Annotated in this window: 19 protein-coding genes; 6 read left to right on the top strand and 13 right to left on the bottom strand. The window is 74.1% G+C overall.

The window, feature by feature from the left end; translation table 11 throughout:
* Positions 1 to 13: 13 nt before the first annotated feature.
* The 7 genes from ACERUJ_RS18085 to ACERUJ_RS18055 all read right to left on the bottom strand — a co-directional run bounded on the left by ACERUJ_RS18085 (position 14) and on the right by ACERUJ_RS18055 (position 6,739).
* Complete coding sequence (locus ACERUJ_RS18085) at positions 14 to 502, bottom strand: SRPBCC family protein (protein WP_370250287.1); 489 nt, start codon at positions 500 to 502, stop codon at positions 14 to 16.
* Positions 503 to 534: 32 nt separating this feature from the next.
* Positions 535 to 1,017 (bottom strand): glutathione peroxidase, encoded by a 483-nt coding sequence (locus ACERUJ_RS18080; RefSeq protein WP_370250286.1) that lies wholly within the window; start codon positions 1,015 to 1,017, stop codon positions 535 to 537.
* A gap of 31 nt (positions 1,018 to 1,048) precedes the next feature.
* On the bottom strand, positions 1,049 to 1,678 hold the full coding sequence (locus tag ACERUJ_RS18075) for a nitroreductase family protein (protein WP_370250285.1): 630 nt from the start codon (positions 1,676 to 1,678) through the stop codon (positions 1,049 to 1,051).
* 42 nt (positions 1,679 to 1,720) lie between these two features.
* A complete protein-coding gene (locus ACERUJ_RS18070; RefSeq protein WP_370250284.1) occupies positions 1,721 to 2,737 on the bottom strand; it encodes an SDR family NAD(P)-dependent oxidoreductase in 1,017 nt (338 codons plus the stop codon).
* Between the two features lie 150 nt (positions 2,738 to 2,887).
* Entirely contained in the window at positions 2,888 to 4,087 is a 1,200-nt protein-coding gene (locus tag ACERUJ_RS18065) for a glycosyltransferase (RefSeq protein ID WP_370250283.1), read from the bottom strand.
* A gap of 2 nt (positions 4,088 to 4,089) precedes the next feature.
* A complete protein-coding gene (locus tag ACERUJ_RS18060; protein ID WP_370250282.1) occupies positions 4,090 to 5,640 on the bottom strand; it encodes a sugar transferase in 1,551 nt (516 codons plus the stop codon).
* A gap of 262 nt (positions 5,641 to 5,902) precedes the next feature.
* Entirely contained in the window at positions 5,903 to 6,739 is an 837-nt protein-coding gene (locus ACERUJ_RS18055) for a hypothetical protein (RefSeq protein ID WP_370250281.1), read from the bottom strand.
* 195 nt (positions 6,740 to 6,934) lie between these two features.
* On the opposite strand from ACERUJ_RS18055, the gene ACERUJ_RS18050 reads away from it, so the two are divergent.
* From ACERUJ_RS18050 to ACERUJ_RS18040, 3 genes are read left to right on the top strand one after another with little or no spacing between them, the layout of a single operon-like run.
* The gene (locus ACERUJ_RS18050; protein ID WP_370250279.1) at positions 6,935 to 8,323 is read left to right on the top strand and encodes a hypothetical protein; all 1,389 of its coding nucleotides are present in this window, start codon (positions 6,935 to 6,937) and stop codon (positions 8,321 to 8,323) included.
* Positions 8,313 to 9,638, top strand: a complete 1,326-nt coding sequence (locus tag ACERUJ_RS18045) for a glycosyltransferase family 4 protein (RefSeq protein ID WP_370250277.1) — start codon at positions 8,313 to 8,315, stop codon at positions 9,636 to 9,638. The genes ACERUJ_RS18050 and ACERUJ_RS18045 overlap by 11 nt, the downstream gene beginning before the upstream one ends.
* Entirely contained in the window at positions 9,635 to 10,792 is a 1,158-nt protein-coding gene (locus ACERUJ_RS18040) for an acyltransferase family protein (protein WP_370250276.1), read from the top strand. Before ACERUJ_RS18045 ends, ACERUJ_RS18040 begins: the two co-directional genes overlap by 4 nt.
* A 106-nt stretch (positions 10,793 to 10,898) precedes the next feature.
* Here the strand turns inward: ACERUJ_RS18040 and ACERUJ_RS18035 are convergent, their stop codons facing one another.
* Together ACERUJ_RS18035 and ACERUJ_RS18030 are read right to left on the bottom strand one after the other, a co-directional pair.
* Positions 10,899 to 13,133: an acyltransferase family protein gene (locus tag ACERUJ_RS18035; RefSeq protein WP_370250274.1), complete on the bottom strand. Its 2,235-nt coding sequence runs from the start codon at positions 13,131 to 13,133 to the stop codon at positions 10,899 to 10,901.
* 87 nt (positions 13,134 to 13,220) lie between these two features.
* Positions 13,221 to 14,795: a hypothetical protein gene (locus tag ACERUJ_RS18030; protein WP_370250273.1), complete on the bottom strand. Its 1,575-nt coding sequence runs from the start codon at positions 14,793 to 14,795 to the stop codon at positions 13,221 to 13,223.
* 271 nt (positions 14,796 to 15,066) lie between these two features.
* Between ACERUJ_RS18030 and ACERUJ_RS18025 the strand changes: the two genes are divergently transcribed.
* Together ACERUJ_RS18025 and ACERUJ_RS18020 are read left to right on the top strand one after the other, a co-directional pair.
* Positions 15,067 to 16,416, top strand: a complete 1,350-nt coding sequence (locus ACERUJ_RS18025) for a polysaccharide biosynthesis tyrosine autokinase (RefSeq protein ID WP_370250272.1) — start codon at positions 15,067 to 15,069, stop codon at positions 16,414 to 16,416.
* Entirely contained in the window at positions 16,413 to 17,609 is a 1,197-nt protein-coding gene (locus tag ACERUJ_RS18020) for a glycosyltransferase (protein WP_370250270.1), read from the top strand. Before ACERUJ_RS18025 ends, ACERUJ_RS18020 begins: the two co-directional genes overlap by 4 nt.
* A gap of 42 nt (positions 17,610 to 17,651) precedes the next feature.
* Here the strand turns inward: ACERUJ_RS18020 and ACERUJ_RS18015 are convergent, their stop codons facing one another.
* Together ACERUJ_RS18015 and ACERUJ_RS18010 are read right to left on the bottom strand one after the other, a co-directional pair.
* Positions 17,652 to 18,638: an SGNH/GDSL hydrolase family protein gene (locus ACERUJ_RS18015; protein ID WP_370250269.1), complete on the bottom strand. Its 987-nt coding sequence runs from the start codon at positions 18,636 to 18,638 to the stop codon at positions 17,652 to 17,654.
* A gap of 355 nt (positions 18,639 to 18,993) precedes the next feature.
* On the bottom strand, positions 18,994 to 19,620 hold the full coding sequence (locus ACERUJ_RS18010; RefSeq protein WP_370250268.1) for a TetR/AcrR family transcriptional regulator: 627 nt from the start codon (positions 19,618 to 19,620) through the stop codon (positions 18,994 to 18,996).
* Positions 19,621 to 19,739: 119 nt separating this feature from the next.
* On the opposite strand from ACERUJ_RS18010, the gene ACERUJ_RS18005 reads away from it, so the two are divergent.
* A complete protein-coding gene (locus tag ACERUJ_RS18005; protein ID WP_370250267.1) occupies positions 19,740 to 20,045 on the top strand; it encodes a hypothetical protein in 306 nt (101 codons plus the stop codon).
* A gap of 125 nt (positions 20,046 to 20,170) precedes the next feature.
* Here the strand turns inward: ACERUJ_RS18005 and ACERUJ_RS18000 are convergent, their stop codons facing one another.
* Together ACERUJ_RS18000 and ACERUJ_RS17995 are read right to left on the bottom strand one after the other, a co-directional pair.
* Positions 20,171 to 20,638, bottom strand: coding sequence for a hypothetical protein (locus ACERUJ_RS18000; RefSeq protein ID WP_370250265.1), 468 nt, complete (start codon positions 20,636 to 20,638; stop codon positions 20,171 to 20,173).
* 9 nt (positions 20,639 to 20,647) lie between these two features.
* Positions 20,648 to 21,805 (bottom strand): DUF222 domain-containing protein, encoded by a 1,158-nt coding sequence (locus ACERUJ_RS17995; protein WP_370250264.1) that lies wholly within the window; start codon positions 21,803 to 21,805, stop codon positions 20,648 to 20,650.
* Positions 21,806 to 21,991: the final 186 nt, after the last annotated feature.

Raw genomic sequence — 21,991 nt, 5'->3', positions numbered from 1 at the left:
CGACCCTAGAGGGCTACTCGGGAGTACCCGAGACCCCGAGGTGGTCCAGCAGCCGCGCCGAGAACCGGTCGCCCATCTTCTCCACCACCGCGCCCATGGTGCGGCGCACGACCGGACCCGACATCCGGGGCAGCGGGAGCTCGACCCGGATCGTCAGGCTCGTCTCGAGCAGCGCGCCCTCGGGGTGCTCGGACAGCGCGTACCAGCCGGTGACGCCGGCCCGCTCCTTCTCCCCGCGCGGCGGGTCGTGGCGGAACTCCAGCCGCGACGGCGCGGTGAACGTCATCTCCTCGGTGAACGTGGCGGCGAAGTCGAGTCCCGCCACGGCGATCCCCGAGAGCGTCCAGGCCCAGTGCTGCCGACCGTCGCCGGTGAGCGGGTCGAAGCCGTCGGGCACGCTCGCACCGGTGGGCTCGATCCGGGCCACGAACGGCGTCAGGTGCGCGATCAGGGCAGGGTCGACCAGGGCCGCCCACACCTGCTCGCGCGGCACCGGGACCACCGCCGAGGCGGTGGTCCCGGTCTCGAAGGTGCTCAGGATGCCAGCGCCTTCTCGATGTCCTTGACCAGCTTCTCCGGCTTGGTGGTGGGGGCGTAGCGGTCGATGACCTGACCGTTCTTGCCCACGAGGTACTTGGTGAAGTTCCACTTGATCTTGCTGCCCAGCGCGCCGCCCTTCTCGCTGCGCAGCCACTGGTACAGCGGGTGGGCGCCGTCGCCGTTCACCTCGATCTTGGAGAACAGCGGGAAGGTGACCCCGAAGTTGCGCTCGCAGAAGGAGGCGATCTCGGTGTCGCTGCCGGGCTCCTGGCCACCGAACTGGTCGCACGGGAACCCGAGGATCACCAGGCCCTGCTCGGCGTAGCGCTCGTGCAGCTCCTGCAGCCCCTTGTACTGGGGGGTGAAACCGCACTGGGAGGCGGTGTTGACGACGAGCACGACCTTGCCGGCGTAGTCGCTGAGGGCGACCTCGCGGCCGTCGATGCTGGTGGCGGAGAAGTCCTGGAGAGCGGTCATGATCCGATCCTGCCAGGACCGACCTGATCCCTCACCCCACCTCGGGTGGGTCGCCCCACGCACGACGCCACCCGCCGTCGCGCGCCAGCTCGGCCAGCGGCCGCCGTTCGCGCGGACGCGCCTCCCGCTCGGCCAGCTCGGGCAGCTCGGGCGGGCGGTGCCGGCCGAGGGCGATCGCCACCAGCACCTCGAGCGTGGGCGGCGCGCCCAGGTCGACCGCGACGCCGGCGTGGTCGAACCCCGCCAGCTGATGGGCCTCGAGCCCCTCGGCGCGCGCCTGGAGGGTGAGGTGGGCGGCAGCCTGCCCGGCGTCGTAGACCGCGAAGTCGCGCCCCCCGCCGCGCTCCGACGACGCCGCCCCCGCCGCCGCCGGCTCGGCTTCGCGCTGCAGGGCGACGAGGACCACCAGCGGTGCCGTCGGCACCCAGCCCGCGTTGCCGCGGCGCAGCCGAGCGAGGAACGCCGCGTGCCCCGGGGTGCCGGCCCGCAGCACGACCAGCCGCGTCGACTGCCGGTTGCCCCAGCTCGGCGCCCAGCGCGCCGCCTGCAGCAGCCGCTCCACGACGGCGTCGTCCGGCACGTGGTCGGGGTCGAAGGAGGAGGGGCTCCAGCGCGAGCGCAGCGGCTCGGCCAGCCCCTCCGTGCCCTCCCCGGGGGTCAACGCCGCCTCACCGGTGCACTCCTCAGGGCACTCACCGGACACTCATCGGGCCGGCGCCCGGGTGCCGGTCGCCTCCTCCACGTAGGCCACGAACGCCGCGACGGCGGCGGCCGCGGGCTCGCGCTGCACGGGGTAGGTGGTCGGCCGGGCGGCCCGGTCGTGCCAGAAGTGGTGGCGGCCCGGCGAGGCCGGCCGGGTGGCGACCAGCCAGACCGCGGTGTCGGCGCCGGAGGCGGCGTCGCGCAGCAGCGGTCCCATCACCTTGTCGAAGCCCGGCAGGCTGTCGCTGACCCCCGGAGTGGCGGCCCAGCCGGGGTGGGTGGAGTACACCGCGATGCCCTCGGCCGCCACCCGGTCATGCCAGACGTCGGCGAGCACGACCTGCATCCGCTTGGTGCGGGCGTAGCCGCGCACGCCGTCGTAGGTGCCGTCGCGGTACTCGATGGTGTCGGGGGTGGTGCGCAGCCCCGCGGAGTACATCCCGCCCGAGGACATCCACACCACGACCGCGCCCCCACCCTGAGGACCGGACGCGCCTGCGGCGGCGGCCAGCTGCGGACGCAGCAGCTCGGTCATCAGGTGCGGGCCGAGCACGTGCACGGCCAGGGCCTGCTCGTGGCCCTGGGCGGTCTCGGTGCGCGTCGGCACCATCACCCCGGCGTTGTGCACCAGACCGTGCAGCACCGGCACCCGCGCGGCGAGGTCGGCGCACCAGGCGCGCACGGCGTCGAGGTCGCCGACGTCGCACACCTCCGGCACCAGCACCTGCCCGGGCTCTCCCGCCAGGTCGGGGTGCGCACGCCGCACGGCGCCGATCACGTCGGCGACCTTGGCGGGGTTGCGGCCCAGCACGTGCACGGTGGCGCCCAGGCGCAGCAGCGGCACGACCATCGCCTCCCCCAGCCCGGAGGTCGCCCCGGTGACGACGACGTGGCGGCCCTCCAGCGACCCCGGCGCGGCGTCGGCGGGCCACCACCGGCGCCGCAGCGCGGGACCGATGCGGGTGTAGCCCAGGATCAGGGACCGGTCGAGGACGGCGTCGAGGGCACGGGTCAGCACACCTCCCACGCTAGGACACGACCCCTCACCCGTCCGCGCCGTCCTGGGGTCGCCGTTTCCCGTTGTCACCAGCGGAATGCACCGGTTCAGGCCGGCAACCGGGGCCTGTCGCTGGTGACAACGGGAGACACGCACCCAGGGCTGGGGTGGTCAGTGACGGGTGGCGGCCGGGGCCGAGCCCACGGCCGACGGGGTGAGGTCGCGGTCGCCGCCGGCCGAGCGGTAGAGCAGCGCCAGCTGACGCACGACCCGCTCGACGCCGAGGCGGGCCCGGGCGTCGGCGAGCGCCCGCTCGCTGATCTCCGGGTACTCCGGCGTCGCGGCCAGCCACTCCAGCGCCCGGGCCACCGCGTGCGGGTCGCTGGGCGGCACGAGCAGTCCGGTGCGGCCGTGCTGGATGATGTCGCGGATGCCGTCGACGTCGGTGCCCACCACCGGCACGCCCCGGGCGGTGGCCTCGGCCAGCAGGTACCCGAAGCTCTCGAACTTCGAGGTCAGCACGATCGCGTCGCACGTCTCGAGCCAGGCCAGCAGGTCGGCGCGCGGCATCCAGGGGTGGATGCCGACGTCCTCCGGGGCCACGCCGGCGTAGGCCAGCGCGCCGGCGAGCACGGCGCCGTCGCCGTCGTAGTGCCCGACGCCGACGAGGTCGAAGGCGAAGTCGGCGCGACGTCGCCGGCGCAGCTCGGCGACCGCCTCGAGGAAGGTGCCGAGGTCCTTCTGCGGCGCCACGCGGGCGGCGATCCCGACGCGGAACACGTCCTGGGTGCCCTCGCGCGGCTCGACCTGTGCGGCCTCCACCCCGTTGAGCACCGTGACCGCGCGGTCCAGCGGCAGTCCGACGTCGCCGACGGCGCGGTCCCACTCACTCGGCGAGGTGGCCAGGACCGTGGCGTCGTTGAGCCGTCCGAGCACCCGCTCGGCGGTGAGGAAGATCCAGCGCTTGAGCCCCGACTGGCCCAGGTAGAAGAAGGCGTGGGGGGTGTAGAACATCGGCGTGCGCCGCCAGGCCAGCCGGCCCACGAAGCCGGCCTGCGAGCTGTGCAGGTGCACGACGTCGGGGTCGAGCCGCTTCAGCGCGCGGCGCAGCGGGCCGCGGGCCCGCAGCGCGCCGAGCTGCGTGGTGGAGCGGGGCATGGGCACGATCTCCACCGCGTAGCCCTCGGCCCGCAGGTCCTCGGCGAAGGGCCCCTCCGCGCCGAGCACGAAGGAGAACCGGACGCCGGGGTCCTGCCAGTAGGCCAGCAGCAACCGCAGGTAGGTCTCCACGCCGCCGAAGGTCTCGGTGACGTGGACGACGTGGCGTGGGGCGCCGGAGGGGGTGCGGGAGGTGCCGGACGCGGTCCCCACGCTCAGTACGCTCCGCGGCCGCCGGCGACCGCGGTGAGCGTGCGCACGAGGATCTGCAGGTCCTGGACCATCGACCAGGTGTCGACGTAGTACAGGTCCAGGCGCACGGACTCGTCGTAGGTGAGGTCGGCGCGACCCGAGACCTGCCACAGGCCGGTCATCCCGGGGCGCACGCGCAGCCGACGCTCGATGCCGCCGGCGTAGTGGCGCGCCTCGGAGATGAGACCGGGTCGGGGTCCGACCAGGCTCATGTCGCCCTTGAGCACGTTGAGCAACTGGGGCAGCTCGTCGAGGGAGTAACGGCGCAGCCAGGCGCCGGGCGCGGTGATGCGCGGGTCGTTGTCGAGCTTGAACAGGCCCGGACCGTCGCCCACCTTGAGCGAGGCGAGCAGGGCCTCGGCGTCGGGCACCATCGTGCGGAACTTCACGCAGTCGAACGGCACGCCCCGCATGCCCACCCGACGCTGCTTGAACAGCACGCTGCCACCGTCGTGGCGCTTGATGGCCACCGCGACGACGAGGAACACCGGGCTGAAGACGACGAGCAGCAACGAGGCCGCGACGACGTCGAAGAGCCGCTTCCCGGCCCGCGAGGCGCGCAGGGAGCGGGACTTCTCCAGGTGCACCAGCGGCAGGCCCGCCATCGGGCGCATCCGCACCCGCTCCTGGGACACGTCGGTCAGGCGCGGGGCGAGCATCACCCGCACGTCGTCGTCCTCGAGCTGCCAGACCAGGCGGCGGGCCTGGTCGTCGCTGCCCACCGCACCGTCGGCCAGCACGACGACGTCGGGCTGGTGACCGCGCACGGCGGTGACGACGTCGTCCGCGGCGCCGAGCACCCGCACACCGCGTCGGGTGCGGCCACCCTCGGCCATGGCGGACCCGATCGCGTCGTGCGGGAGCAGGGCCCCCACGACGCGGTAGCCGAGCCAGGTCTCACGGCCGAGCACGGCGGCGATCTCGTCCACGTGGTCGGGGGTGCCGCACACGAGCACGCGGGTGGCGAGGCGACCCCGCGAGCGGGCGCTCTTGAGCAGCTGGCGTCGCACGAGCCGACCCGCGAGCAGCGCGGGGACGCCGGCGGTGAAGACGACGAAGAAGAACCCGCGGGAGAGCGGGAAGTCGAGCAGGAAGCAGGTGATGCCGACCGCGGCGGCGGTGAGGGTGGAGCCGCGCACGATCCGGCGGTACTCGTCGGTGCCGACGCCGAACACCTCGGAGCCGTAGCCGCCGACGGCCGCGATCAGGGCGAGCCACATCGAGACCAGCACCGGGGCGATGAGCCACAGCGACTGCGTGACGCGGTACCCCTCCTCGAACACCGGCAGGTGGTCGCGGGCGACGGCGGCGAGCACCGCGGCGGCACCGAGCAGCAGGGCGTCGGTGAGCATCGTCACGATCGTGAGCCGCGTGCGCGAGATCGCCGGGCGCAGGGTGGCGCGGTGGCCGCGGGCCCCGGCGGGCGGGAGCTCGAGGGTGGGCAGCACGGGGCTCGGCAGCACGGGGGCGGAGGAGGCGGCCGCACGCGGGGGCAGGTCGGTGGGACGTCGCACGGACGTGGAGGAGCTCCCGGGCACGTCGGTGAAGGGGGCGGCGGGTGGGGGGGTGGGGCTGAGGGGGTTCACAAGGGGGCCTCTCGGGGGGAAGAGGTCGACGGGGGGTCGTGTCCGACAGCACCGGATCGTGGCCGGACACGTGCACAACGAACGAAACCCCGTGGGGTTATGCCTGTCTATGCAGCCCGGGGTATTTCCTCAGACACCCCGTCCAGCCGACCCTCCACCCCCGGGAACCCGCTCCCTGAGGCCGGGTCCCTCAGGCCCGGTCGGCCCCCGGCCAGGGCTGCCACATCTGCAGCGGCACGTCGTAGCCGTCGGGCCAGGCCAGGGCCGAGGGGGCGAGGGTGGCGAGCAGCGCGGTGGTGAGTGCGTCGGCGTCGGGGAAGTCCGCGGGGTCGAGCGCGGGGTTGACCACGACGACGGGGGTGCCGTCACGCTGCTCGCTGGTGACCGGCACGATGCGCGCGCCGGTGCGGACGGCGAGTCCGGCGATGCTGGTGGTGCCCGACCACGAGCGCCCCAGGAACTCCACCCGGTGGCGGCCCGGCACATCGCAGGCCATGGTGAGGGTGGCGCCGCTCTCGAGCACCGCGACCATGCCGCGGAAGCCGATGCCGACGCCCACGAACGTGATGCCGGGACCCGAGCCGGCCATCTTGATGTGGTGGCGCAACCACAGCGGCGGCCGCTCGGCCATCGACTCGTCCGAGACGACGATCGTCTGCGGCACGCCGGCGTTGGCCAGCGACGCGTACGCGCCGGCGTAGTAGCCGTGGTGGAGGAACGTGAGGATCGTGGCGGTGCCGTCGGCCTGGGCCGCGTGGAGGTGCTCGAGGCCCTCCACCCGCTGGCGCACGAGGTCGCCGGGGCGGTAGCGCACCTCGCTGCGGAAGTTGGCGAAGCGCAGGTGGCGCCAGGCGAGCCGGCGCAGGGTGCGGGCGTCGGCCTCGGGCCGGAAGAGCCGCATGGCCTCGACCGCACGGCGGCGGCGCCCGGGGATCAGCCACTCCAGCACCGTGCGCAGCAGCACCACGACGGCCATGACCGGCCGCGGGTTGTGGGTGCGCACCCACTCGACGACGCGCTCGATCACCGCTGGCTCACTCCTGCCTCCACTCACCGGACCCGGGTCCGGGGTCGCACCGGCGGCGCGACCTCGAGGCCGCACTGTACGCGGGGCGTGGGATCGGCACGTGTGATCGGGGCGGGATGATCGGGGCGGGCGATCCCGGGGCGGGCATGCCCCCGCAGGCGTAGGGTGAGGCCGCACCGATCGGAAGGGCCCCCCATGATCTCCCACGTCCGACGCCTCGCAGGGTTCGCGCTCCTCCCCGCGTTCTCGCTGATGGCGAGCCTCGTCCTGCTGCCGCTGGTCGCCTCGAACTTCGGCCCCGCGGGCTGGGTGTCGCTGGGCACCGGCATCAGCGTCGGCGCCGTGCTCACGATCATCTGCGGGCTGGCCTGGGCCTCCATCGGGGGCCACCGGGTGGCGGTGGGCGACGCCGTCGAGCGGCGCCGGCTGTTCTGGCTGAGCCTGTCCACCCGGGGGATCGTGCTCGCGGCGGCGCTGCCGATCGCCACGGCCATCATCTGGGTCGTCGACGTCGACGACACCGGCGCCGCCTGGTTGTTCATGGTCGGCCTGGCGCTGAACAGCTTCTCGATGTCGTGGTTCTACGGCGGCACCGAGAACCCCGGCCAGCTGGCGGTGAACGAGGGGGTGGTCCGGCTCTCCGGCTACGCCCTGGCCACGGCCGCGCTGGCCGCGGGCGCGCCGCTGGCCACCTACGCCGCGCTCAACGTCGTGGCCAGCCTGGTCACCCTGGGGCTGAACACCCGCTCGATCCTGCGCATCACCGCACCGTGCGGTCCGATCAGCCGCGCCGAGCACCTCGCCGAGCTGCGGGTGCAGTTCGACGGCACGCTGGCGCGCTCGGGGTTCGCCTTCTTCACCCTCGGCGGCCCGACCATCTTCGCCCTCGGGGCGGCCGCCTCGCTCGCGCACTTCAACGCCGTGGACCAGATGCTCAAGACCTCGGTGAGCGCGACCTCGATCCTGCCGCAGGCGTTCATCGCCGTCGCCGCCGCCGGCGTGGCGGCGCGGGTACCGCTCGGCTCGCTGTGGACCCGACGTCCCGAGGCGCTGGTGCTCACCTGGCTGCCGCTGGCGGCCCTGCTCACGTGGTGTGCGCTGGGGCCGGTGGCCGCCGACTTCCTGTTCGCCGGCAAGCTCGAGCTCGACCGCGGCACCTCGGTGCTGATCGGCGTCGCGCTGGCCAGCACCATGACCCTGCGCAGCTTCGAGCTGCTCATCATGTTCCCCCGCGACCTGGCCAAGCCGGTGTTCACGATCAACGCCTGGTGGTCCTTCGCCGCGGTGGCGGCCCTCTACCTCTCGGCGCGGCTGGACTCGGTCGAGCTCGCGCTCGGCGTGTGGATCGGGGTCCACCTCGTGGTCTACGTGATGGAGGTGCAGGTGCTGCGCCGCAGGATGGGGGACGGGCACCTCGCCGGGCCGGTGCCGCACGACCTCCTCCCCGACCCGGCGCTCGAGATGGCCGTCGCCGGCGACCCGCTCGAACCCGTCCCGCCGAGCGCCACCGCCGTCGCCGCCGCCGGACAGCCCGACCTGCCCACCCCCCGTTCCGGACAGGATGACCCCCCGCATGCCGGTTGACGACCCCTCGTCCGCCTCCCCGCAGCCCCTCTCGGACCCCCTCCCGCACCCTCACGCGCAGCCCGCCGGCCGGCGCGTCGTCGTCGCCGCCTCGTGGCGCGACCACAGCATCACCGCGATCGCCGCCGAGGCCGCGCGCCGCGGCGAGCTCGACGCGCGCTACGTCGTGGACGACCGGTTCGTCGCCGGCCTGGCCCTGCTCAAGGGCGGCTTCCGCGCCTCCGCGCGCGCCCACGCCGCGCGGGCCCGGGAGCGCTCCGCGCGCCAGAGCGCGGCCGGCGACGTGCGCGTGGGCCGCCGCCCCGAGCTGATGCGCGTGGTGGGGGCCGTCACCGACCCCCGCACCGGCTGGGAGCTCGGCGAGCGGCGGTGGAAGACCGCCTACGACCACGCGGTCGCCCGGCGCCTGGCGCGGCGACCGCTGGGTCCCGGCGACGTCGTCGTCGGGATGCCGGGCTCGAGCCTGCGGACCTTCGCGACGGCGCCCGCGGGCGTCGTGCGGGTGTTCAACGCGATCGACGCCCACCCGCGCGAGCACAACCGGGTGCTGGAGGAGGCCTACGGCCGTGCGGCGGCGCGGGCCGAGATCTACCCCGACGCCCTGGTCGAGCGGATCGAGGCCGAGCTGGCCCTGGCCGACCACGTGCTGGTGCCCAGCCGCGCCACCGCCGACGGCATGACCCGCCACGGCGTGCCGGCCGAGAAGGTGCGGGTGCACCCCTACGCGGTGTCGCTGGCCGACTTCGGCCTCACCGACGGCGAGGACGCCCCCGCCCGGCCCGACGCGCGGCCCCGGGTGCTGTTCGTCGGGCAGGTGTGTCATCGCAAGGGCATCCCCTCGCTGCTGGAGGCCGCGCGCCGCGTCCCCGGGGTCGACGTGCGCCTGGCCGGCCCGGTGTTCCACGCCCACCTGCTGGCCGACCTGCCCTCGAACGTCACGGTGCTCGGCACCCTCGACCCGGTCGCGCTGCGCGCGGAGTACCGCGCCGCGGACGCGTTCGTGCTGCCCACCCTCGACGACACCTTCGGCTTCGTGGTCACCGAGGCCGCGGCGGCCGGTCTGCCGCTGATCCTCAGCCCGCACTGCGGGGCCCGGGAGGTCGTGGCCGCCCTGCCCGCCACCACCACCGTGGATCCGCTCGGCGCCGACGGCACGGGCGACCTCGCCGCCGCGCTGCACGCCGTCGTCGCGCTGGACTGGGACACGCGCCTGGCCCACGCCCGCGCCTTCCGCGGCCTCGACCGGCCCCACCCCGACTGGGCGCACTACGGCGCCGCCGTCCTCGACTCCGTCACCACGGGAGCAGTCCGATGAGCACCCGCGAGACCGACCTGACCGCCGGCAGCACGAGCGGCGAGGGCGGCGCAGGCACCGCCCCCTGGACCCACGAGGAGTACCGGGCCCGGCGCTACTTCGGGGAGCTCGACGGCCTGCGCGCCGTGTCGATCCTGCTGGTGTTCAGCAGCCACATCGACGCGCTGTTCTGGGACCGCCTGCACGGCGGCACCGGCGTGACGTTCTTCTTCGTGCTCAGCGGCTTCCTCATCACCACCCTCTCGCGCCGCGAGGAGCACCGCCGCGGCCGGCTCGACCTGCGCGCCTTCTACATCCGTCGCGTGTTCCGGATCTACCCGCTCTACGCCACGGTGCTCGCGGGCTACGCGGTGCTGATCCTGGTGCTGGGCTTCCAGCCCGAGCGCCGGGCCGCGTTCCTGGACTCCCTGCCCTACTACCTGCTGTTCCTGCCCGAGCAGGCGCTGCTGAACTCCACCGGCGTCGAACCGCCGTTCGCGGCCGCATGGTCGCTGGGCATCGAGGAGAAGTTCTACTTCGTCTGGCCGATCGTGGGCTTCTGGCTGCTCGCCCGCTCGCGGCACTCGCAGCGGCTGCGGATCGGCTGGCTGGTTGTGATGGGCACCGCCTTCGCGTGCGCGCCCCTGGTGCTCAGCCCCGTCGGCTACCTGCTGCGTCCCTACGCCCTCATCGCGATGGGCTGCGTGCTGGCGCTGCTGCTCGACGACGCCCGCTGGTACGGCCGGCTCTCGGTGCTCGGGCGCCCACGGGTCTTCCTCGGCGTGCTGCTCGTCGTGGTGGCCCTGCAGCTGGGCACCGACCGGATCGAGCTCGACCAGCCCGGCTACGTCGCCTACGGCCTCCCGGTCACCCTGCTCCTGGCGGGCCTGGTGACGGGTCGCCACCGCGGGGTCGCGGTGCTGTCCTCACGCCCGCTGGTGTTCCTCGGGGCGGTGTCCTACGCCTTCTACCTCACCCACGGATTCGCGCTGAACCTCGTGCAGGCCCTGCTCCCGGCGACCGGCGTGGCCCAGGGCGTGATCGCCCCGATCATCGGGCTGGGCCTCGCGGTCTTCGGCGCCTGGGTGCTGCACCGGCTGCTCGAGCAGCCGTTGATCAAGGTCGGCCACCGCCTCGCGAAGCGGCACCGCGCGCCCGATCGCGTCGCCGACTGACACGCCGCGACCGACCGGTCGCCCCGGTCGCGCCCCTGTCGCTCCGGTTGGCCGGTCAGCCGGTCGCCCCGTCGGCTGGCCGGACGGCGGACCGGGCATCCACGGCTCAGCCGCGGCGGCCCTTCCCGCCCTTGCCGCCCTGGCCACCCTTGTCGCCCGCACCCTCGGCCGCGCCGAGGTCGGCCCGCAGCGTCTCGCGCAGTACGGGTCCGAGCTGCTTGGAGTACTGCACGGTGAGGTGCTCGCCGTCCACGAAGGCCGGGGTGGTGCCGATGAAGCCGGGGCAGAAGTCGTCGACGCAGAACCAGTCGCGGGTGTCGACGAACACCCCGCCGGCGGCCTCGACGACGTCGCGCACGGTGTCGTTGTACTGGTACCACTCCTGGGGCACCTGCAGCTCGCAGTCGTCGGGCGAGCCGACCTTCGTGGCGCAGGCGGAGAGGTCGCCGGCGCCCGGAGGGGCGGAGAGGAAGACGATCGTGCGGCCGGGCGCGCTGATCTGCTGCAGGGTGCGCTTGAGGCCGGCGGAGATCTCGTCGAGCGCGGCGGGACCCGTGGCGCCGTCGCTGAGCGCCCCGAAGGCGTAGAGGATCGTGGAGGACATGATGACCAGGTCGGGGTCGAGGTCCTCGATCTGACCCACCGCCCAGGGCCGGAACGCCTGGCACTCCGGGAACGCCCCACCGCTGAACTTGTTGGTGACGATGTCGAAGGGCGGGCACTCCTGCAGCGTCAGCTGCTGGATCCGGCTGACGTCGCTGAGCGCCTCGCGCACCGCGGGCATCCAGGCGATCGCGATGGAGTCGCCGAACACCACGGTCGTGCTCTTCGCGGCGGCGTCACCGAAGGAGCAGTCGCCGTAGTTGGCCTCGACCACGGCGACGCAGCCGTAGTCCTCCATGTCGGCGAACCACTGCTGGATGCCGAGCTGGTCGGCCGACGGGGTGAGGGTCGGGAACTTGTTCAGCTGCAGGGTCTGGGTGATCCGCTCGGTGAGGTACTGCTGCTGCGGGTCGTCCACCGTGGTCTGGCCCGGCTCGGTCGTCGCCGGGGCGGCCGTGAGCAGCTGCTGGTCGGCGGTGTCGGACTCCGGCGCCGCCACCGCGGCCGCGGACAGCACGACCGCCACGACCGCACCGATGGCGAGCCAGGTGTTGGCCAGCCGGTGGGAGTGGTTGGCGGGGCCGTTGTGCAGGACCCGCTTCCAGCGTGGCTCGAGCCAGGAGGAGTGCCGGATCGGGTTCTCGACCATGTGGTAGCTGAACACCGAGAGCACCAGCGTCGAGGCCAGTGCCACGACCTGGTAGGTGAGCCCGCCGTCGGGGAAGTAGGCCAGCAGCAGGATCACCAGCGGGAAGTGCCACAGGTACAGCGAGTACGAGATGTCGCCGAGGTAGCGGGCCACCCGGTTCTGCAGCGGCCAGAGCAGCCGCGACTCCCGGCCGACGCCGGCGGCCACGACCGCCGCCGTGCCGAACACCGGCAGGGCCGCCCACGGGGCCGGGAACGGGTCGCCCTCCCCGATCAGGGCCACCGAGGCCACGATGGCGGCCAGGCCGGCGTAGGCCAGCACCGGGCGCAGGAGGTCGGGCAGCCGCGACCAGGCTCCGGCCGTGACGGCGATCAGCGCACCGACCAGCAGCTCCCAGGCGCGGTCGAGGGTGGAGAAGTAGGCCACGGTGGGCGAGTCGACGGTGTGGGCCAGGGAGTAGACGAAGGACGCGCCGCCCACGATCAGCACGACCGCGGTGACCAGGGGGGTGCGCAGCCGGCGCCCGCCGATGAGCGCCGCGGCCGCCAGGGTGAGCACCAGCAGCGTCGGCCAGACGACGTAGAACTGCTCCTCCACCGAGAGCGACCAGTAGTGCTGGAGCGGGGAGACCGGGCCGCCGCTGGCGAAGTAGTCGGTGCCGACGTCGGCGAAGCGCCAGTTGGCCACGAACCCGAAGGCCCACAGGCCGTCGGTGGCGACCTCCTTGCCGCGCACCCCGCTGTAGAGCAGGTAGGTCGAGGCGATCGTGACGGCCAGCACGAGCGTGGCGACCGGCACGATGCGGCGCACGCGGCGGCGGTAGAAGTCGAGGTAGCTGATCCGGCCCTCGCGGTGGTGCTCGCGCAGCAGCAGATCGGTGATGAGGAAGCCCGAGAGGACGAAGAAGATGTCGACGCCGACGAAGCCGCCGGTGGGCACGTCGAAGACGTGGTTGGCGATCACGAGGCCGACGGCGACCGCGCGCAGGCCCTGGATGTCGCCGCGGGTGGAGGAGGCGCGCGGGGCCTCTCGGCGGCGGCCGGAGGCCGCGCTGGAGGCGTCGGGGCGGGGGAGGACGGGGGATCGCACCCCCGTATCGTAGGCGGCGCCCCGGATCCTCGCGGGGGCATCGGCCAATGCGGACGCCGGGGCGCCCGGCACCGCCCCGACCGGGGGTCAGCTCAGCGGCGCACGTGCGGCGCGGGAGGTGCGCCGGGCGGTGGTCCCCGCGCCGGTGAGCGCGCCGCGACGACGACGTCGCTGGCCGCCGCGCACCTCGCCCGGCAGCACCGCGTCGGGCCCCGTGGCGTCGTTCGGGTCGCCCGGCTCGTCGAGGTCGGGATTGCCCGTGGTGAGGAAGACCGCGACCACGAGCAGCCCGACGGTGAAGCCGAACACGCCGGACAGCGAGCCGAACGGTCCGCGCCACATGCCGACCTGCGCCACGGCGAGGTAGCCGGCGATCACCGCGATCCGGGACTGGTCGAGCCAGTGCCGGTCCAGGAACGCCCACAGCGCCCCGACGCCGAGCATGATCACGATCACCCCGCCCCAGCCGAAGGCGAGGTAGGTCTCGGCGGGGAACGGGGTGGAGAGGTCGAGGAAGTCGTAGCCGCGGGCGCCGGCGATCTCGAAGGTGCTCGGCTCGGCCTTGGCCGCCCAGAAGGCGCGCGGGACGAAGAAGAAGATCGCCGAGAGCAGGTGCAGGCCGAAGTCCCAGCCCTGGGCGTCGACGAGGGTGACGGTGTTGACCATCTGCTGGAAGCCGTCGAAGTCGGGGCTGGCGAGCATCTGCTCGGGCCCGGAGAGGGCCTCGCCGTAGCGGAAGTAGTTGGCCGCCGGGTAGGCCAGCAGCAGGGCCACGACGCCCATCACGAGCCAGCCGAAGGCGACCAGACTCCCGCGCGGTCGGAGCAGGGCGATGATGAAGGTGCCGAACGCCGCGAGCACGAAGTAGCGGGGGGTCGTGAACGGGTTGGCCACGATCAGCAGGAGCAGGAACGCCACGCCGCTCAGGCCCACCGCCAGCGCCCGCTCCCGGGTGCCCTTCACCGTGGCGCGGATCAGCCAGAGCGCGAGCACGCTCGCGGCGATCGCGAACCCGCTCGGGGCCACGCGCACGAGGCTGCCCAGCACCTGGGTGTCGGTGCCGAGGCCCGCGGAGGCGGCGTTCTCGCCGACGGTGTTGCGTGAGGAGAACAGCGCGCCGGGCCCACCGGCCGCGCTCACCAGCAGCGGCGTGAGCGCGAGGGCGCCGACCAGGTAGACCCCGGCCAGCAGGGTCATCCGACGCCGGCGACCCGGGGCGATGCGCCAGGCCAGCTCGGGCCGGGGTGCGCGGCGGCCGTAGGCGAGGTAGCCCACCAGCAGGCAGCCCTGGGCGAGGGCCAGCACCAGCTGCGCGCGCAGCGTCGCGCTGAACTGCGTGGTGACGCCGGCGTCGCCCCAGGCGGCCTGGGTGGTGGCGATCTGGTAGATCGAGGGCAGCACGAGCCAGCAGTAGGGGAACACCGAGGCGATCAGCAGCATCGGGCGGAAGCGCGGGAACACCGCGATGCCGGCGCCGACGCCGCACAGCGCCGCGTGCGCCACGGTGGGCGCCACGTGGTTGGGGTCGACCCGCACCAGCAGCGGGATCAGCGGCACCACGGCCGTGCAGGCCAGCAGGGTGGCCAGGACCGCGGTGGTGGTGCCCTCCGACGGAGCGGAGGGCAGGGCGGTGCGACGCCCGCGCTGCTCGCGTGCGGCCATGGCGTGCGCCCCTCCCTCGCTGGGGTCGGTGTCCCCCGTCACCGCGCGACCGCGCGGCGCTCCACTGTACCGAGCGCGCACGGGCCCGGCCGACATCCCGAGCAGCCGTGGTCCGCGCCTTGGCCCGCCTCGGCCCGTCGTGGCCCGCCGTGGTCCACGCTGCGCACCCGGTGCCCAGAGTGGCGCCTCCTGGCGTGGAGGCCGGCCTCCGCGTGCGATACTCACCCGGGAATGGCCTGGGAGCACGGCCACCGCGAACGAAGGATCTTGGATGCTCGAGTTTCTCGCCGTGGTGGCACGGCGCTGGCGCATCGTCATCGGTGTCGTCCTGGTCGGCATCCTCGCCGCCGCCGGTCTGACCTACCAGGCCACGCCGGTCTACCGCGCGTCCACGCAGCTGTTCGTGGCGATCGACTCCAGCGGCACCGCCAGCGAGCTCAGCTTCGCCGGGCAGTTCGCCTCGCAGCGGGTGAAGTCCTACCCCGACCTGGTCGACTCCCCGCTGGTCCTGCAGCCCACGATCGACGCCCTGGGCCTGGGCGTGACCCCGCAGCAGCTGGCCGACGAGGTCAGCGCCGAGGTGGCGCCCAACACCGTGCTCCTCTCCGTGCTGGTCGACGACCCGTCGGCGGCGCAGGCCGCGCTCATCGCCAACACGGTGGCCGAGAACCTCGCCTCGGTGGTCGAGGACCTCGACCGAACCCGCGAGGACAGCAGCTCGCCGGTGCGCGTCAGCGTCACGCGGCCGGCGATCCCGCCGACCTCCGCGCGCTCCCCCGTGCCGGCGCTCAACCTCACCCTCGGGCTCGTGCTGGGCCTGCTGATCGGCGTCGCGCTGGCCGCGCTGCGCGAGGCGCTGGACACCACCATCAAGGACGACGGCGACGTCACCGAGGCCACCGGCCTGCCGACGCTGGCCCACGTGCCCACCAACAGCGACGTCTCGGCCCAGCCGCTGCTCGACGCGACGCCGAGCAACACGGTGTGGGCGGAGTCCTACCGCAAGCTGCGCACCAACCTGTCCTACATCGACCCCGACAACCCGGCGCGGGTCATCACCGTCACCAGCGCGCTCCCGGGCGACGGCAAGTCCCTCACCGCGGCCAACCTCGCCTCCTCGCTGGGCCAGAGCGGCCAGCGCACCATCCTCATCGAGGCCGACCTGCGACGGCCCTCGCTGGTGCGTCTGCTCGGCGTCAGCGACGACGTGGGCCTCTCCACCGTCGTCGCCGGCCGCGTGCCGCTCGAGGACGCCATCCAGAGCAGCGACTACTTCGACGCCGTCGTGAGCGGTCCGATCCCGCCCAACCCCAGCGAGCTGCTCGGCACCCAGGTGTTCAGCAACCTCATCGAGACGCTCAAGGCCAGCTACGACCGCGTCATCATCGACACCCCGCCGCTGGTGGCCGTCACCGACGCCGCGATCGTGGCGACGGTGAGCGACGCCGTGCTGCTGGTGGCCCAGGCCAAGCGCACCAAGCGGATGGACCTGCGGCGCGCGCACTACGGCCTGCGGGCCGTGGACGCCAACCTCGTGGGCGTCGTGCTCAACCAGGTGCCGGTGAACAGCGGGCTCTACTACGAGTACCGCAGCGACAAGGGCCGCGGCCGGCGCGGGTGACCGCCACGGCACGTCCCGGGGCGCCCCGCGTCCTGGTGGTCGACCACTCGGCCGCGCTCTCGGGTGCCGAGCTGTTCCTGCACGGCATGCTCGCCCACGCTGATCTGGCCGGCGACGACGGCGCGCTCGACGTGTCGGTGCTGCTGCTCGAGGACGGCCCGCTGCGGGAGCGGCTGGAGGGCATCGGCTGCCCGGTGCAGGTGCTCACCCTGGCCGCGGAGGTGGCCGACGTCGCCGCCGGCGGTTCGGGCGGTCAGCTGGCCCGCGCGGCCACGGCGCTGCCCGCCGCCGTGCGCCGGCTCCGCGCGCACCTGCGCGGCGCGGCACCCGACGTCGTCTACACCAACTCCGCCAAGGCTCACGTGCTCATGACGGCCGCCCTGGTCGGCACGCGGATCCCGGTGGTGCTGCACGTGCACGACCGCATCGCCGCCGACAGCTTCGGGCGCGCCAACCGGGCGGCGCTGCACACCGCCGTGGCCCGCGCCGCCACGGTGCTGGTGAACTCCGAGGCCACGCGCGACTCGCTGCGCCCCCGGCAGCGTGCACGGGCGGTCAACGTGCCGTGCCCGGTGGACCTGCCGGCCGCTCCGGCCGCGCCCCCCGCCGACGACGTCGCCCCGGCGTTCGCGCTCGTGGGCCGGATCTCGCCCTGGAAGGGCCAGGACGTCGCGATCGAGGCGCGGGCCCGACTGCGCACGGACGCCGCGGCGGACAGCGCACTGGCCCGGGCCGAGCTGCACCTCTACGGCGACGCGCTGTTCCCCCGCGACGTCGCCTACCGCGAGCAGGCGCAGGCCCGCGCCGCCGAGCTCGGGGTGGCGTCCGCCGTGCACTGGCACGGCCACGTGGCCGACGTGCCCGGCGCGCTGGGCCGTCACCACGCCGTCGTGCACGCCAGCACCCGCCCCGAGCCGTTCGGCCAGGTGGTGCTGGAGGCGATGGCGTGCGGGCTGCCCGTGATCGCCGCCGACGCCGGCGGGCCCCGCGAGCTGATCGAGCACGGCACGTCGGGCTGGCTCTACCCGCCCGGCGACGCCGTCGCCCTCGCCGCCGCGCTGGCCACGGTGCTGGGTTCGGCCGACCTGCGCTCCCGGCTCGGCGCCGCCGCACGGCGTCGGGCGGGCGACCTGACCTACGACCGTGTGGTGCCCGGCTGGGCCGCGGCCGTGCGCGCCACCGCGCGGGCCTGACTCCGACCCGGTCCGACCCGGTCCCGACCCGCCCGGCGCGGGTCAGCCGACGGTGAGGACCGAGGCCAGCGTGTCGGCCACGAAGCCGGCCATCTCCGAGCCGGCGTGCCAGGCGGCCGCCGAGAACGCCGTGGGCTCGAAGCCGGCCACGAGCGGGTCCTCCCCGCAGATCCCCCGCCCGACCGTGGCCGAGCGCAGGTTGATGAATGGCACGTCCGCCTTGGCCGCGGCCTCGCGCTGCACCTCGTCGATGCGGGCGAAGACCTTGCTGGCGTACGCGGCGTCCCCGGCGGCGAAGCCCATGGCGGCGCACGTGTCGCCCTCGAAGATCATGGGGTAGCCGACGTAGAGGATCACGGCATCGGGGGCCCTCTGCCGGATGTCGCGCAGCACGTCGAGCACGCGGCCGCGCACCTCCTCGGCGCGCGCCAGCAGGTCGACGTCGAGGGAGTCCACGCACGGCGAGCCCTCGGGATCGAGCGAGGCGACCTTCGGGCAGCGGTCGATCAGGGTGCCGAAGATGTCGTCGTCGTTGCCGCCGAGCGCGACGGTCACCAGGTCGGTGTCGCGGGTGATGGCGTCGCGCTGGGGCGGCGGTCCGAGGGGATCGCTGGTGGCCTGCACGTCGTAGTAGGCGGCGGTGCTCGCCCCCGCGCAGGTCGCGTCGACCAGCGTGGCGGCCTGGATGCGGCGCGCCAGCAGGTTCGGGTAGTTGTTCGTCGAGCGGCCGCAGCCGGGCTGCTCGGCCGCGGCGGGCGCGATGCCGAGGCCCGCGCTGAAGGAGTCGCCGAGCGCGACGTAGCGCGGCGCCTCCGGCAGGGCGAGGGCGTCGGGCAGGTCGGCGACGACGAACCGGTCGCCGGAGGCGCCCTCGTCACTGGTCAGCTGACGCTGGAGCAGGACCGCGGCGGCGATGGCGACACCCAGACCGACGAGCACCACGAGGCCGACCACCAGACCGTGGCGCAGGTGCTGGCGGGTGCGGGACGGGCTGGCACGCCGGATGTTCCGGTCGGGGGACTTCGCCATGCGGGTGGGGCTCCTGGATCGCGATCGAGCCGCACGACTCCGGGCGGCCTGCAGATCGTACGGGGTGCCGGACCACCCCCCACGCACCCGGTGACCACCGGGGGACGGACCGGGAGACAGACCGGAGGACCGATCGGAGGCGACGCGCCCGGCGGGTCCGACCCGGTCGTCCCGGGGCCCGCCTCCGATCCCGGGGGGAGATCAGGAAGGGCCGCCGTGACGCCGCTGAGGAGGTCGGGCCGCCTCGCGCGCCGCACCGGGTCCCCATGGCGCGTGGCGCCCGCAGGTCCCCGACTCCGATCGGCTGACGCGATCATAGCGAACGTTCGTTCGCTCAGTGCCGGGTTCGCTGGGGTCAGGCGGTGGGCCCATCGACGGGGCGGTACCCCGGGATCGCACCGCCGCGCAGCAGCGCCGCGAGGGCCTCGGTGCGGCGGACCTCGAGCTCGGGCTCCGGGTGCAGCGGCGCGGCGATGGCCTCGCCGTCGAACAGGTGCACCAGCGAGAACACGACCATCCGGTAGGCCGGCTCCTCCCAGCGCTGCGCCAGCGGGAGGCTCCGGGCCAGGGCCCAGATGTCGTCGTGGTAGCGCTCGGTGAACGCGGCGAGCCGCTCGCGCAGGTCGGCGTCGGTGCGCGCGGCGACGAGCAGGTCGTACCACCCGCCGGTGACCGGCATCCGGCTCACCCGGCGCAGCAGGTCGACCAGCACCTCCTCGCTGAGGTCGCCGCCCTCGGCGAGACGCTCCCCGACCGCCGCGAACTGGCGACGCCGGATCTCCTCGGCGGCCTCGATGACCAGGTCGACCAGGCTCGGGAAGTAGCGGTACAGCGCGCCCGCGGACACCCCGGCCTCGCTCAGCACGTTCTTGGCCGTCGTCGCGGCGTACCCGCGCTCGGTGAGGACCGTGATGGCGGCCTCGAGCAGCCGCGCGCGCATGGCGTCGCGCCGCTCCTGCTGGGTGCGCCGAGAGTCCCCCACGACGCAGAAGCCTACGGTTCCCGCACCCCTCCCTCGGGGTCGGTGGGTGCGGAAGGAATCGCGCGGCGGATCCGGGGCATCAACCTCGTCGAGACCGCTCACCTGCGAGAGGAGCCCCCATGTCGGACCGCAGCCCCGAACGAGAGCGCCTCGACCTCGCCGCTGCCCAGTGGGGCACGATGCCCGCCCGGGTCCTCCTCCCCTACGTGCTGGCCTACCTCGTCACGGTCCTGGTCACGGCCGGCTCACCACGGCCGACCAACGGCGTGTTCGGGGTGGTCCTGGCGATCCTCACGCTCGGATCATTCCTGGGCCCGTGGCGCCACGCGGACCTGTCGCGCCGCGCCCGGGGTGCTCTCCTCGCCGGCGCGGCGGGCCTGGGGGTGGTCGTCGGCGTCCTGGTCGGTGTCGTGGGTCCGAGCTGAGCCGCGGCCGAGTTGCGGCTCCTCCAGGCCCATGATTCCGGCGGGCAGGCAGCATCACCGATGCCGAACACGACGGATGACGGAGCGTCGTCGGGCAACGCGCTCTGCCACCCGACGGCTGATGCTCAGCCGAGCAGAGCGAGCGCCGCCCGCCACACGGCGTCAAGGTCGACCGAGCCGTCCGCCTGAGGTTCGGTGGGGACGGGCCAGGTGTGGTGGGGGCCGCGCATCCGGGCGCGCCAGGCGGTCACGACCACCCGGTGCTCGGCGGAGGCGACGAAGGTCCGCAGGTCCTCCTCGCGGCGCCACACCGTGAGATCGCCGAGCAGGCGCCGCGTCGGCTGGGTCCACTGCCGCAGCCACAGCGCGCCGTCGCTGCGACGCCAGACCCGCGCCATCCGCTCGGCGTCGCGGGCGATCGCCGGGAGGTCGCGCACCCGGTCGTGGGTGAACACGGTGTGGCTCACCACCACCTCGGCCGCTCCAGCGTCCGTCCCGCTGTCCCGTGCGGAGGACGGCGTCGCGGCGCGCCAGGGTGCGGCGAGCACCGGGCCTCCGGGGACGAGGGCGAGCGGGGAGCGGATCACGACCATGAGCGCAGGCTAGGGCCCGCCGTCATCCTGGTGCCGTGCGCGGTGGTGGCGGGGACATCGTGGCTTGCCGGTGAGGTCGGTGCCTCCGCCGGATTCCCAGGGCGGGTCGTGGTCGATCTCGCAGTGGCTGGCGGGGACGTCGCAGCCGAGGTGGACGCAGGTGCGGTGCATCGTCGCGATCGCCATCCGCTGCGCCCTGGTGTGGAAGCGGCGGGTGCGGCCCCAGTCGAGCACCATGCCGGTGCCGTCGAGGACGGCGGGGATGATCCCGGCCGTCGCGGCGAGCCTGCGGGCGGCGGTGGCGGAGATCTTCTCCCCGGTGTCGAGGAGCCCGGCCTGGTCCAGCTGGGCGGTGAGGTTCTCGATGGTCATCGTCACCACCACGGTGGCGCCGCAGCCAGCGCGGTCGGGCAGATCGGAGTCCTGGATGCGCTCGAGCAGGTCGCAGAACGCCTGGCCCCACCGTGCCGGGGTACGCAATGTCGGGTCGTAGGACCCGGCACCCTCCGCGGCGCGCTTGGCCTTGGGTGCGCCGATCGCGGTGAGCATCTTGCGCAGCATCGCGCCGTGCAGCACCGGGACCCGGAACCAGCCCTCGACCGTGCCGTCGTCGTGCTCGACCATCGAGAACCGCACCCGCGCCGCGGCCCGTGCCTCCTGCCGCTCCAACGCCGCCGACTCCCGCGCATCCGCTGCCACCGGATCCAGCACCTCCCAGATCCGCTGCCCCAGCACCCGCAGGTCCTTCGCGTGATGAGACGCGGCCTTCTCCAGCAGGAACTCGGCCGCACGATCCCGATCGACCTCGGGCACCTCGGCCACCGCGTCCACGATCACCTTCGCCTGCGCCGGCGTGACCTCCGCTGAGGCCAACGCGGCAGCAACGTCCGGCCGGCCCTCCAGCGCGACCGCCTCCCGCAGCACCGCGCGCCCCTGAGCGACCGTCGTGCGCGTCGCGCGGGCGTGCCAGACGGCGACGGTCTCCGCGCCGGAATCCTGATGAGCGCCGATCCCCTCGGCATGCACCAGCACTCGCGCCCGCAGGGCCGCGGTGACGGCCTCCAGCTCGGCCAGCTCCCGCAGCACCGTCAGGCTCTCAGCAGCCCCGAGACGCCACACCTCCCCACCCACCGCCGCGCCCAGCGCGGTGCGAGCGGCATGCGTCAACACCGCAACACTCGCATCCGGGGTGGCCATCTCCATATGAGAAGTCAACACGGGACCACCGACAGTTCCGAGGCCTCCAGCTCCGCCTGTGGAGACCGCCTCCGTCGGCTCCGTGGGCTCCGTGGGCTCCGTCGTACCAACCTTCTGTGCTGTGTTCCGGGCCGAAAGCAGCACCAACGGTTGGTA

The organism is Nocardioides sp. (assembly GCF_964228225.1).
In the GTDB taxonomy this organism is placed as follows: Bacteria; Actinomycetota; Actinomycetes; order Propionibacteriales; family Nocardioidaceae; genus Nocardioides.
This window is presented reverse-complemented; position numbering and strand designations above follow the sequence as displayed.

Excerpts from the sequence above, each read along its gene's own strand:
- ACERUJ_RS18000 (WP_370250265.1), bottom strand. The coding sequence starts at position 20,638 with ATGGTCGTGATCCGCTCCCCGCTCGCCCTCGTCCCCGGAGGCCCGGTG.
- ACERUJ_RS18050 (WP_370250279.1), top strand. The coding sequence starts at position 6,935 with ATGATCTCCCACGTCCGACGCCTCGCAGGGTTCGCGCTCCTCCCCGCG.
- ACERUJ_RS18005 (WP_370250267.1), top strand. The coding sequence starts at position 19,740 with ATGTCGGACCGCAGCCCCGAACGAGAGCGCCTCGACCTCGCCGCTGCC.
- ACERUJ_RS18015 (WP_370250269.1), bottom strand. The coding sequence starts at position 18,638 with ATGGCGAAGTCCCCCGACCGGAACATCCGGCGTGCCAGCCCGTCCCGC.
- ACERUJ_RS18045 (WP_370250277.1), top strand. The coding sequence starts at position 8,313 with ATGCCGGTTGACGACCCCTCGTCCGCCTCCCCGCAGCCCCTCTCGGAC.
- ACERUJ_RS18040 (WP_370250276.1), top strand. The coding sequence starts at position 9,635 with ATGAGCACCCGCGAGACCGACCTGACCGCCGGCAGCACGAGCGGCGAG.
- ACERUJ_RS18080 (WP_370250286.1), bottom strand. The coding sequence starts at position 1,017 with ATGACCGCTCTCCAGGACTTCTCCGCCACCAGCATCGACGGCCGCGAG.
- ACERUJ_RS18030 (WP_370250273.1), bottom strand. The coding sequence starts at position 14,795 with ATGGCCGCACGCGAGCAGCGCGGGCGTCGCACCGCCCTGCCCTCCGCT.
- ACERUJ_RS18025 (WP_370250272.1), top strand. The coding sequence starts at position 15,067 with ATGCTCGAGTTTCTCGCCGTGGTGGCACGGCGCTGGCGCATCGTCATC.